General features: G+C 68.8%; 10 protein-coding genes and 3 pseudogenes. 3 read left to right on the top strand and 10 right to left on the bottom strand.

Annotation, left to right across the window (positions count from 1 at the left end; all coding sequences use genetic code 11):
• Nucleotides 1-112 precede the first annotated feature (112 nt).
• Complete coding sequence (locus tag IE107_RS17470; RefSeq protein WP_189544686.1) at nt 113-763, bottom strand: histone protein; 651 nt, start codon at nt 761-763, stop codon at nt 113-115.
• Between the two features lie 249 nt (nt 764-1,012).
• Nucleotides 1,013-1,192, bottom strand: coding sequence for a CsbD family protein (locus IE107_RS17465; protein ID WP_189544685.1), 180 nt, complete (start codon nt 1,190-1,192; stop codon nt 1,013-1,015).
• Nucleotides 1,193-1,665: 473 nt separating this feature from the next.
• Between IE107_RS17465 and IE107_RS17460 the strand changes: the two genes are divergently transcribed.
• Together IE107_RS17460 and IE107_RS17455 are read left to right on the top strand one after the other, a co-directional pair.
• Nucleotides 1,666-2,631: an LLM class F420-dependent oxidoreductase gene (locus IE107_RS17460; protein ID WP_189544732.1), complete on the top strand. Its 966-nt coding sequence runs from the start codon at nt 1,666-1,668 to the stop codon at nt 2,629-2,631.
• Between the two features lie 71 nt (nt 2,632-2,702).
• Entirely contained in the window at nt 2,703-3,377 is a 675-nt protein-coding gene (locus IE107_RS17455) for an HAD family hydrolase (protein ID WP_189544731.1), read from the top strand.
• A gap of 347 nt (nt 3,378-3,724) precedes the next feature.
• Here IE107_RS17455 and IE107_RS35775 read toward each other — a convergent pair whose 3' ends face one another.
• The 3 genes and pseudogenes from IE107_RS35775 to IE107_RS17445 form a co-directional block, all read right to left on the bottom strand.
• Nucleotides 3,725-3,847 (bottom strand): hypothetical protein, encoded by a 123-nt coding sequence (locus IE107_RS35775; protein WP_268246602.1) that lies wholly within the window; start codon nt 3,845-3,847, stop codon nt 3,725-3,727.
• A gap of 464 nt (nt 3,848-4,311) precedes the next feature.
• Nucleotides 4,312-5,128: pseudogene (locus IE107_RS17450) on the bottom strand (NAD-dependent epimerase/dehydratase family protein).
• Between the two features lie 112 nt (nt 5,129-5,240).
• Nucleotides 5,241-5,788 (bottom strand): annotated as a pseudogene (locus tag IE107_RS17445) (alcohol dehydrogenase catalytic domain-containing protein).
• Between the two features lie 603 nt (nt 5,789-6,391).
• Between IE107_RS17445 and IE107_RS17440 the strand changes: the two are divergent.
• Nucleotides 6,392-7,090, top strand: coding sequence for a UdgX family uracil-DNA binding protein (locus tag IE107_RS17440; RefSeq protein WP_189544684.1), 699 nt, complete (start codon nt 6,392-6,394; stop codon nt 7,088-7,090).
• A gap of 115 nt (nt 7,091-7,205) precedes the next feature.
• Here the strand turns inward: IE107_RS17440 and IE107_RS17435 are convergent.
• The 5 genes and pseudogenes from IE107_RS17435 to IE107_RS17415 form a co-directional block, all read right to left on the bottom strand.
• Nucleotides 7,206-7,375, bottom strand: a pseudogene (locus IE107_RS17435) (SDR family oxidoreductase); the annotation flags it as partial.
• A gap of 344 nt (nt 7,376-7,719) precedes the next feature.
• Nucleotides 7,720-8,184, bottom strand: coding sequence for a DUF3147 family protein (locus IE107_RS17430; RefSeq protein ID WP_189544683.1), 465 nt, complete (start codon nt 8,182-8,184; stop codon nt 7,720-7,722).
• Complete coding sequence (locus IE107_RS17425) at nt 8,181-8,525, bottom strand: DUF3147 family protein (RefSeq protein WP_189544682.1); 345 nt, start codon at nt 8,523-8,525, stop codon at nt 8,181-8,183. Before IE107_RS17425 ends, IE107_RS17430 begins: the two co-directional genes overlap by 4 nt.
• Nucleotides 8,526-9,087: 562 nt before the next feature.
• Nucleotides 9,088-9,465 carry a hypothetical protein gene (locus IE107_RS17420; protein WP_189544681.1) on the bottom strand — a complete coding sequence of 126 codons (378 nt, stop codon included), beginning with the start codon at nt 9,463-9,465 and terminating at the stop codon, nt 9,088-9,090.
• A 10-nt stretch (nt 9,466-9,475) separates the two neighbouring features.
• On the bottom strand, nt 9,476-11,239 hold the full coding sequence (locus tag IE107_RS17415; RefSeq protein ID WP_229867024.1) for a glycoside hydrolase family 15 protein: 1,764 nt from the start codon (nt 11,237-11,239) through the stop codon (nt 9,476-9,478).
• Nucleotides 11,240-11,274: the final 35 nt, after the last annotated feature.

Below are 11,274 nucleotides of genomic sequence, written 5' to 3'. Positions count from 1 at the left end.
TCGTCTGCTCCGCCAGGATTCCGATGCGGGCCGCCACGTAGTCGGCCATTTCGTCGCGGAGCCGGTCGAGCCCCGAATCCGCAGTTTCCTGTGCCTGTTGTGCCATGACCGGTCACCTCCGGTGCTCGGCGTGCGGTGAAGCCTTCTTGCCGGTGGCAGGGGCCTTGTGCCGCGAAGGGGTCTTTCCGGTGGTCTTCTTGGCCGGGCGCTTGCCGGAAGGGGCCGTTTCACCGGCCTTTCCTCGCCGGCGCTCGCCCGCCTGCCCGTCGTTCCCGGTGCGCCCGGCGGACTCCTTCCCCGAGGCCCTGCCCGTACGCGAAGCCTTCTTGCCACGTTCCGCTCTGCCCCGCGCCTGGGAGGCTTCAGCGGCAGACTCCTCCTCGTCCTCCTCGTCCTCCTCGGGCCCCTCCTCGGGCCCCTCCTCGTCCTCGCCCTGTCCCTGCTCCCCGGCGCTTTCCAGCCGGAGCGTCCGTTCATGGAGGGCATCGGCGAAGGAAGCCAGACGGCGGTCGGCAGCCGCAGAAACCGCCTCGCGGCCCGCCGTCACCAGTTCGCCGCGCACCTGTTCCCCCAGCTCCGCGACTTGGGGGACCTCTTTGAGCCATTTCCTGCCCTGAGACACGAGCTTCCGCGGTTCGATCCCGTACTGCCGGCCTGCCACATAAGAGGCGGCCGCCAGCGCGAGGCGCCCCTTCTTGGTGCGTCCCAGCACGTAACCGCCCGCCACCGCTGTGGCGAGCAACAGCCTGTTGACCTCGGTCATGGGTGCATCACCTTCGTAGAGCATCGGCCGGGGGTGCTGCGAGCGACCTCCGGCTCCTGGTGTTCCGTCCCGAGCCGTCGCAGAGCAGCGCACGCAGGACCCCCCGGTTTCTCGACCAGGGGGTCCTACGGGTCCCACTCGTTGAGCGACGAACGGCCCGCACCTGCCTTGAACGGGGCGTGCGGGCCGTCATCCGGCACTTCCTGACCGCCGACCGTCTCCGGTCGTGCGGTGGGGCAGCTACGGGATCTACCGGGCGGGCGGTACGCGCGGAGGGGGCTGGTCATGGCCACCACCCATCTTCTTCTTCATCTCGCCCTTGGCCCGTCGGATCCTTCCCCCGGCCTCCTCGCGCCGGCCGCCCGTCGACCTGCCCACGGCTTCCTCAGCCTTGCCCTGGACCTTGTCCTTGCCGCTCCCGTGAACCATGGCGAACCCTTCGACGGGCGATATCCCACTCACTCTCCAACGTAGTTCCTCTCCCGCACATCGGCGCGGTGTGGATACGGCGGGGCCCGGGGATGAGCGACTCGTACGGACACTCGGTCCCGTTGATCCGGGGCACGGCTCGGCGTGAGTTCCTGTGAGCTCAGGCTTCCTCCTATCCGGCCGGTATCGGCTCCCCCGGTTCGCGGTTAGCTATCACTAGCCATGGCGGTCCCAGCTGGGAGCCGATCCCATTCCACGCTCGACGTCTGTCCTGCGTAGGGTGCACGAGCACATCCAGGAGAGTGCCGAGAAGCGCGGAGCTTCTGAGAAGTGTGTGTGGCGGCCAGGTCCCACTGCGGGGCCACGATCGGCGGTCCGGTGGGCGTCGTCGCCTGCCAGCCGGCATCAAGGGCGAGCCCAACCGGCTCTGACCGAGCATGTTTCGGATACCTCATACCGGAGAATTGCCTTATATGGCTCAATTCGGATACACGATGATGACCGAACAAGCCGGGCCGAGGTCCCTCGTCGAGCACGTGGTGGCGGCCGAAGGGGCCGGCTTCGACTTCTCAGTCACTTCCGACCACTACTTTCCATGGCTGGAATCCCAGGGACATGCGCCGTACGCCTGGAGCGTGCTGGGCGCGGCAGCCCGGGCGACGTCGTCGATCCCGCTGATGACGTACGTAACCTGCCCGACTCAGCGCTACCACCCTGCGGTGGTGGCTCAGAAAGCGGCGACGCTCCAGGACCTGTCCGAGGGGCGATTTCGGCTCGGTCTCGGATCCGGCGAGAACTTGAATGAACACGTGGTCGGTATGCGATGGCCGACGGCGTCCGTGCGGCTGGACATGCTCGAAGAAGCGGTGGAGATCATCGCGGCGCTCTTCGACGGCGGGTGTGTCAGTCACCGAGGCCGTCACTTCGCTGTCGACCGCGCCAGACTCTGGGACCTGCCGACCGCCCGTGTTCCGATCGGGGTCGCGGTCTCGGGGCGGCGGTCCTGCGAAATCGCCGGCCGGCTGGCCGACCTCGTCATCGCCACGGAGCCGAAACGCGAACTGCTGGCTGCGTTCGACCGGTTCGGCGGCACGGGCAAACCGCGCATGGGCCAACTGCCCGTCTGCTACGACGAGGACCGGGATGCCGCGGTCGAGCGGGCTCATGACCAGTTCCGCTGGTCGGTCGGTGGGTGGAAGGTCAACTCCCAACTACCGGACCCCGCCGCTTTCGCACAGGCCACCACGTACGTCCGTCCGGAGGATGTCGCGAAGGCCGTGCCGTGCGGGAACGACACCGAGGAATTCGTCGACGCCGTGCGCAGCTTCACCAACGCCGGCTTCACGGATGTCGCGCTCGTCCAGATCGGGGGAGAGCACCAGCAACCGTTCCTGCGCTGGGCGGAGAGGAAGCTGCTGCCCGCCCTTCGCGAGCTCTGAACGACCAGTCCCCGGAGAGGGCCGAATCACGCCAGTACCGCTCCACAAAAGCCATGACGAAGGGCAATACCATGACACATTCCGCATTGTTCGACGTCGACGGCACACTCGCGGACACCAACTACCTGCATGTGACGGCATGGTGGGAAGCGCTGCGACAGGGCGGGTACACAGTGCCGATGGCTGAGGTGCACGGCGCGATCGGTCTCGGCTCGGAAGACCTCCTCGGCAAACTCCTCGGTGAAGACCGGGACCGCGGACAGGACACTTACCTCGACAATGCGCACAGTGTGTTCTACGCCACCTACTTCGAGCGGTTGCCTGCACTGGCCGACGCGGGAGACCTGCTGCGCGCCCTGGCGAGCAGAGGGTGGAAGGTAGTTCTCGCCACATCGGCATCCGCGCGCGAACTGGAGGCGCTGCGCCGGGCGATCGACGCCGACGACGCCATCGCCGGCGCCACGAGCGCGGACGACGTGCGAGAAGGGAAGCCCGCGCCTGAACCCGTACGCCGAGCCATGGACATCGCCGGCGGAACAGCCGAGCGGACTGTTTTCACGGGAGACTCGGTATGGGACATGCGCGCTGCTGCCGAGGCCGATGTCACAGGTGTCGCCCTGCTCACCGGAGGGATCTGCCGAGCCGCCCTCGCAGCGGCCGGTGCGAGTGAAACGTACCGGAGCCCGACCGACCTTCTCGCACACCTGGACACGAGCATCTTTGCCCGAATGGAGACGGCCTCCTGAACCGGATGGCGAGGGCCATCTGACGGTCTGCCCGGCTCTTCCAGGCCTGCAACTGCTGGCCTCTGCCGTAGGCCTGGAGCTCTTCCGCCGCTAGGTGGGGCGGTGGACGGGTTGTGCGGCAGCGCCCCGTGCAGCGGCGGGAGCAGCAGCGCGGTGTCTACGCGCGGGTCGTCGGGGAAGCGCTGCCATCGGCCGGAGGGATGAAGGCTGGTGGCCGATGTCGCAGCGACGATTCGGCCTGTGAGAGCGGCCCAGGCCGCAGCGCGCCTGCCCGCTGCGGTTTCGGCGAGGGAACGCGGGCCGGCGCAGATCAGGCGGCTTTGGGTCCAGGGGCGGTTTTCCAGCTCTCATATTCCGGCGTCGGGTTCCTGCCACCGGCGTGCGATCGCATCGGTCGCGACACGGGCGGCCCACGGGGTCTCGTCGTCGAGTCGGTCGATCCGGTGGGCGGCGGAGAGCAGGAGCAGCACCTCGCCGAAGATATCGAGCTGGAAACTGTCGGTTCACCCGCCGATCCCGTCGTAGCCACTGGGGTATCCGGGCAGGGCCCACGGTGCGTTGGTCCGGCACCGGGTCGCCGGTCACGGCGCAGGCGGGGGCGAGCCGGGGACCGGCCCCCGCGACCGGCGTGCCGGCATCGATCCATGGACGCAGCTGTTCCACCGTCCGTCGCGCCGGTAGTTCGATCCGCCCGTGGAGCAGGCGCCCCGGTTCCTCGTGTCGAACCGCACCTCCCCGCGCCTTCGCGCAGCGCCCGTTCCAGGCCGACGACGTCGACGGTTGCCGCGGCGGGGAGCTGCGTTCTGGACGGGGGTAGTACGAGAAAGGCTGGCGCTTCATGGCTGTTCCTCTCTCCGGTGGCCCGATGAGGGCGGCGAAGTGCGGTCGTTCGGCCGCGCTTCCTGTCCGGTCGGAATTCACTGCCTTGTTGTGGTCAGCCCCACTTCCTGCCGACCAGCGGCGGAGTGTTCAGGCCCGCGCCACCCCGTACGCCGTGCAGAAATGCCGACAACGCCTCCTGCGCCGACCGGGACGGCTGCCACCCCAGCAGGCCGTGTGCCCGGGCGCAGTCGAGTGCCGGCAGGCGCAGCACCGCGTCGAAGAGATGCGGGGAAGCCGGTACGGCGTGGGTGCGCCAGGCCGCCGACAGCGCCGTCCGGACCACTGCCGTCGGGAGGCGCACCACGCGGGCGTCGAGCAGATCCGCGAGCTCCCGCGGGCCCAGGACGGCTCCGCCGCCAGATTGAACGCGCCCCGTACGTCTGTGAGCACGGAGAGTCCAGTACCCGTTCCAGGTAGGACTTCTCCCGGCAGTAGGCGGCGGCCACCCATGGGTCGGCCACTCCTCGTCCACCCCTGGTGCTTCCTTCGGACCGGGGAGTAGGCGCCCACAGAGGAGGCGTGCACCAGGGTCGGCACGCCCGAGCGCGCCACGGCCTCGAAGACCCGGACCGACCCCAGGACATTGCTCCGCCAGGTGACCACCGGATCGTGTGTGGGCTGGAAACGCCAGGCCAGGTGGACGACGGCATCAGCGTTGGCCAGGTGCCGGTCCAGCACGCCCGGGCTGTCCTCGCGGGAGAGGTACACGGCCTCCCACCGCACCCCCGGGACGGATGCCTCCGGCCGCCGTCGTGCAAGGCCGAGGACATCCGCGACGTCCGGGTCCTGGTGAGGGCTTCGAGGAGACTGGTTCCCACATTGCCGGTGGCCCCCGTCACCACCACGCGCAAGCCCGCATGTGTGCCCATACTCGTTCCGCCCTTCCGTAGAATCGTGAGGAAACACCGTCCGCGTCCTCCCCGTCCCCGACGGCCGGACCGGGCACCGGTGTGCCGACCGGGGCCGTCCGCCGCGTCGGAGCTACGGATGCAGGAGTGTCTTGACCATCCCGTCCTCCTTGTCCCGGAACATCGCGTACGCCTTCGGGGCGTCCGACAACGGCAGGTGGTGGGTGGCGAATCCGTCGACTCCCAGCACGTCCTCGTCGTCGAGCAGCGGAAGGATCTCCGGTACCCAGTGCCGGACGTTGGCCTGGCCCATCCGCACCTGGATCTGCTTGTCGAACAGCGTCAGCAGCGGCAGTGGATCCGCCCTCGCACTGGGAGTGCAGACCTCTCTCGCACATGAAGCAGGTCCCGCAGGAGACGTTGAACGGGACCACCACACGGTCACCCACCCGCGCCGCCGTGACGTCCCGGCCCGCCTCCTCCACCACCCCCATGGGTTCGTGACCGAGAACATCGCCCTGCTCCAGGTACGGTCCCAGGACCTCGTGCAGGTGCAGGTCAGAACCGCATATCCCGGTGGACGTCATGCGTACGACGATGTCGGTGGGGGCCTTGGATGTGCGGATCGGGGACATCCTCCACCCGCACGTCCCGACGTCCCTGCCAGGTGAGTACACGCATGGTGTCTCTCCTCACTGCGGTACCTCTGGATCGCGGGCCGGGCGCTCCCGGCGGGTCGCTCCCCGCCCAGTGGCCCGGTGGGAATACCGGGCCCGGTGCCTCGGCCTCCCACACGGTCATCGTCCCGGGCCCACCCCCATGTGCTCGTCGGACGGGCCGACCTATCCAGCCAATCAGTGACGGGGCCATCTCGCCTCCCGTGGCGAGGATGCCACGCAGGGCGTCGGAGCCGGGCCGAGGCTTCGTGTCAGGACGGGGCGAGGACGCAGAACTCGTCTCGGGGGAGAGCACCGGCCATGGCGCCTCAGCTCTGGCCCACGTCGGCCTGGCGTCGTACCGAAAGCCTGGCGAGCTGTGACCAACGGAGGAGCCGCAGAGGCGGTAGCGAGATCGAGGTGCACAAGAGGGCAGACAGCCCGTCGGTGCCCAGGAGCGGTGATGGCCGCCGCCGAGACTTCGTGGAGGCATTCGCCTCGCCTGCCACCGCGCACCGTGGGACAGACCGGGCCTGGCTTGAGACGGTGGAATCCATTGAACGTGAGGCGTCGGGTTCCCAAAGAGGCGGCTGGCGTCCGAGGCGAGCATGTGAGCAGGTGAGCCATCATGGCCGACAGCGCAAAGAGACTCCACGAGAGCGCCCTCGACTACCTGCCCGGCAGGGGTGGCTTGCCCGCTCTGCGCCGTGCGGCGGCCGACTGCCGAGGGTGCGCTTTGTACGCGGATGCCACACAGACGGTCTTCGGTGCCGGTCCGGCCGACGCGCGCACGGTTCTGGTCGGGGAGCAGCCGGGTGACCAGGAGGACCGCCAGGGCAAACCGTTCGTGGGCCCGGCCGGCGGGCTGCTGCGCAGGGCACTGGCCGAAGTCGGGATCGATGAGAACCAGGTCTACTTCACCAACGCCGTCAAGCACTTCAAGTTCGCGCCCGTTGTGGATGCCCGGAAGCGGCGCATCCACAAGACACCGAACCTTCGGGAGATCACAGCCTGCCGACCTTGGCTGGCCGCCGAGCTGAGCCGGATCGATCCAGAACTCGTGGTGGCACTGGGCGCGACCGCGGGAAAGGCCCTTTTCGGTGGCTCCTTCAGGGTGTCCGAGGTGCGCGGCACGCTGCTGCCCCTGCCGGACCTGTCCAACTGGGACATCCCCGCGGAGGAGGGTGCCGCCCAGGAGGCCGGCGCGAACGACCACCGGTTCCTCGCCACGGTGCATCCCTCGGCCGTGCTGCGGGCGAAGAACCGGGACGAGGCGTACCGAGGCTTGCTCTCGGATCTGCGGATGGCCGCACGGTTCCTCGGCTGACGCCCCGATTTGCAACGCGGGCTCGGTTTGCTGAGCGTATGAGGCCGCCTGCCGAAAGGCGCGCGTCGTCGGTCTCTCGCCTCGTTGCTTCACGAGGCATCGCCATGGGGCAGGAGAGCGGGGTGCCACCGGTCGCGTTCATGATCTCGCCCGTGATGCAAAGGGCGTTCGGCGATGCCAGAAAGACGTAGGCCTGGGCTATTTCGGTGGGCTGGGCGGGTCGGCCCAGCAGGCTCTGCTTCCCGAACTCTCGCGGGTGTCGGGCAGCGGAGCGGGGATGAGACTCCTGGGGCCAGCTCCCGGCCAGCTCGCGATGCATGTGATGGTTCGGCTCGGTCGGCTGTGCTCCAGTTTGGGCACTCGTGGCATGGCAGGTCGCACGCAGATGCCATCTGAAGAAACAGCTCGGCCCGGAGTACGAGCGGCTCGTGGAGGAGAAACAGAGCCGTCCGGCAGCGGAACACGAATTGCGGGAACGAGAACAGTGCCACGACGTTCTGGAGATCAAGCCGCTCTCCCGGGCATCGCACTGGAATAGCCAACCGGGTTCGGGGAGTTGGCCGTCCGAACGCTGGAGAGCTGGCAGAACGGTGACGAGCAGGGTCCCCGGACGCGGACGCCGCCACGCGCTACCTGCGTCTGCGAGGTTCGTCGCCTCCCAGCCCGAGCGCCCACGCGAGCGCATAGGCGGTCAGTGACGTCCACGCCCATGCTGCCGTCGCGGCGCCGAACGCCAGCCACGCCGAGTGATGACGTACAAGAACTGCGGCCACGATGGCGAATACCAGGAGTCCTAGGGTGCCCAGGGCGGCGCCACGTGCGTCATCACGGGCGCGACGGATGCCTTCCTCCTCCGCTACAAGAGTCAGGCTGGCCAGTAAAATAGCCGGAAATGCGAGGAATACCCCGCCGATGAACGAACCGAACAGTGCGGACACCGCGGCCGCCAGGAGCGACACGCCCGCGCCGAAGCCGAACCGGAGGAGCACGTCCTTGCGCGGCGTACGCAAGGCCGCCCGCCAGTCCACCCGCACCCGGCCGGTGTCCTCGCCATCGCGCTCGCTCCCGCTCGCCGGCTCCGCCGACCGACTCACCGCGCCACCGCGAAGGCGAGGGCCGCCGCAAAGGCGAACCACACAACGAGGGCCGCCGTCGATCCGCGGACAGCTCCGAGCCTGCCCAGAGCCGGAACATCGATGAGGCAGTAGGCGGTGAAGGCCAGTGCTCCGGCCACCATGCCCCGCGCTGCCTCCGCCGCCTCAAGGTTCCCCTTGAACACGACCGTCAGGATCAGACCTCCCAGTGCAACCGAAGGTGCCGCCGCGAAAACCCCGGCCAGCCGCTTGGGCTGGACGGTCTCCGCCACCAGGGCGAAACCGACCACGAACAGGCCGCCGATGAAAGCCTTCAACACGATCTCAAGCAGCATCTTCATCCCATATCCTGAGTCCCGAGTCTGTCCATGCGTAACACCCCACGCTGTCGGCTTGTCGAATACTCCGCACCCGGCACGACACGGCCGGATCCGCCGGCCTACGTACTGGCCAGAGCACCGGAGCGATGCGCCGACTACCGGGCATCTGGCCCGTCCTGTTCACCCCGGACTCCTTGCTCGAGAGCGCTGAGCCTGAGTGTTCTGCCATATCGCACCGCGCCTGACCTGATCGCACGTCAGTCCGGTTTTACGGGCCAGAGCCATCCACCTCATTGATCCCTTTGGGATGCTGTTGCAGAGACCTGAGGCCTTCCCGGCCCACAACTCGGCATCCATGAACGGACCCTTGTATCGCTCGATCACCTCGGCCAGGTGCTCGTGCGAACACCCGACCAGAAGGCGAGTTCCGTCCCGCCTCGGGTCAACGGGCTGGTCACGGACGAGTCCGGGACCAGCGCACAGAATGTTGTGTTGTCCAAGGTCGTCTTTCCGCACACAGTGCAAGTTCAGGAAGATTCCCCTCCTCGCCGCCATCCTCTGGCTCACTGTCCATGTTCACTGGTCACGCTGCCGGATCCGCCCGGAGAGACCACAGGCTTGCCGGGCGCTTCGTGCGGTGCGCCATTGGGATCACGCGGTCTCCCTTCGGTTCGGACTTGCGCGGCAGAGCCGCTACGGCATCGTTCTTCCCGTCCTCGATCTGTTCAACGAGCGAGTCCACCACCGCGTCGCTGCCGTCCAGCACCTGCTGGGCGAGTTCTTCCATCACGCCGGGGGCGGTGCCGCTTCCGGGCCCGGTGAGGTCGACCGCCTTCAGCACCCACCCGCCACCACTCCAGACCGACTCCCGCGACGGAAGGCGGCGCTTCCAGATGCGGACCAGGGGTGCGATCGTCCGGAGGACATCGGTGATCGGCGAGAACTGCCCGTCGTGGCGCACGGGATGCAGGTCAGCCGTGTGGCGTGAGGCGCGCGGAGGTTTCGAGCATGAGGGCGTGGACGAAGGCCTGGGGCAGGTTGCCGCGCAGTTGGCGCTGGGAGACGTCGAACTCCTCTGCATACAGTCCCGGCGGTCCGCAGGCGGCCCGGTTGCGTTCAAACCAACGCATTGCCTCTGCCGTGTTGCCCTGCTGGTGCTGGGCCAGAGCGACGAGGAAGCCGCACAGCAGGAACGCGCCCTCCGCTTCCTGGCGGGGACGTTGATCGTGGCGGAAGCGGTAGCAGTAGCGGTCCTGGCCGAGGTCGGCCAGGACAGCCTCCAAGGTGGTCTGGCTACGCGGGTCGTCGGCCGGGACGGCGCCGCGCAGTGCGGGCAGGAGCAGGGAGGCGTCCACGCCGGGGTCGGCAGGCGAACGTTGCCAGCGGCCGCTGGGGTGCAGGCAGTCGCGGTCGGTCTCGGCGATGACCTGGTCGGCGAGTGCCTCCCAGTCAGCTGCGAGGGCACGTCCCGCCGTGGGGTGGGCGGTGGCGATCGCGCGCAGCCCGGCTGCGCAGGTCAGGCGGCTGTGTGTCCACCGGTCGGGATGAAGTTCCCAGATCCCGGCGTCCTCCTCGCCGCGTCGGGCGGCGATCGCGTCGGCGGCGATTTTTGCTGCGTGCCAGCCTTCTGTGTCGAGCCGGTCGTGGCGGGCGGCAGCGGCGAGCAGGAGCAGGCTCTCGCCGAAGCCGTCGAGCTGGAACTGGCGGTTGACCCGGTTGCCGATCACATCGAAGCCGCCCGGGTAGCCCGGCAGATCCAGCGTCCGCGGACCGGGGACGGGACCGCCGTCGGCGGTGTAGGCGGGGGCGACGCGAGGGCCGTGTTCGAGGAGGCGGGCGGTGACGAACCGGGCTGAGTCGTCGAGCAGGGGATGGGCTCCGGCGGCGGCCGCAGCCTGCCCGAGATAGGCCTGGTCGCGGATCCATACATACCGGTAGTCGTAGTTGCGGCCCTGTTGGGCACGCTCCGGCAGGCTCGTGGTGGCCGCGGCGACGGTCCCGCCGCTGGGTCCGGTCATGCCATGCAGCACCGCGTACGCATGCCGCGCGTCGCGGCGTCCGAGCACCCCTGTGAGGTCGGGTACGTGCTCGGCCCATGCCGCCTCACTTGCCCGCCACAGACTCTCCGGTTCCTCCGGCTGCGCCAGCGGCCGGTCGGAGATCTCCAGCACGAGAGCGTGCTGGTCGCCGGGTTCCAATCGCAGCCGGGCCTTGAGCTGCAGATGGGGCCCTGACTCGTCGGTTGCCGCACTCGGCAGACCGGTCAGGCGCAGATACAGACCGCCGGCCCGCGCGGTCCAGTCCCCGTTCTCCTCCCGTTTCACCTGCCGCAGCCGGTGTTCCCCGAATCCTGCGGCCACCTGCAGGCTCACCGCCACCTCGGCCGGGCCGTCGACGGCCTGGATCCGACGCAGGAGCACCGCGCGGTGCTCCTGCCCCGGGTGAGCGAGGGCCTCACGGCACTCCACGATCCCGCCCGTGGTGACCCAGCGGCTGCGCCAGATGAGACTGCCGCTCTCGTAGTAGCCGCCCCACACATACGGGTCGGTGGGGGTGACGGTGTACCAGCCGGGCCCACCGATGAGCGCGGTGAAGACGGCGTCGCTATCCCACCGCGGTGCGCACATCCACACGATGTCGCCGCGAGGGCCGACCAGGGCGCCACGGTGTCCGTCGGCGAGCAGAGCGTAGTCGCGCAGCACGTGCGGAGCCGGTACGGCGGCGCTCTCGGGCACTTGGGTCTCCCTTCAGCAGTGGTGTGCGGGCGCAG

Source organism: Streptomyces gelaticus (genome assembly GCF_014649535.1).
Lineage (GTDB): Bacteria > Actinomycetota > Actinomycetes > Streptomycetales > Streptomycetaceae > Streptomyces > Streptomyces gelaticus.
The sequence above is the reverse complement of the archived record's forward strand: the minus strand, read 5'-3'. Positions and strand labels throughout refer to the sequence as shown.

Excerpts from the sequence above, each read along its gene's own strand:
- IE107_RS17470 (WP_189544686.1), bottom strand. The coding sequence starts at position 763 with ATGACCGAGGTCAACAGGCTGTTGCTCGCCACAGCGGTGGCGGGCGGT.
- IE107_RS17465 (WP_189544685.1), bottom strand. The coding sequence starts at position 1,192 with ATGGTTCACGGGAGCGGCAAGGACAAGGTCCAGGGCAAGGCTGAGGAA.
- IE107_RS17460 (WP_189544732.1), top strand. The coding sequence starts at position 1,666 with ATGGCTCAATTCGGATACACGATGATGACCGAACAAGCCGGGCCGAGG.
- IE107_RS17455 (WP_189544731.1), top strand. The coding sequence starts at position 2,703 with ATGACACATTCCGCATTGTTCGACGTCGACGGCACACTCGCGGACACC.
- IE107_RS17440 (WP_189544684.1), top strand. The coding sequence starts at position 6,392 with ATGGCCGACAGCGCAAAGAGACTCCACGAGAGCGCCCTCGACTACCTG.
- IE107_RS17425 (WP_189544682.1), bottom strand. The coding sequence starts at position 8,525 with ATGAAGATGCTGCTTGAGATCGTGTTGAAGGCTTTCATCGGCGGCCTG.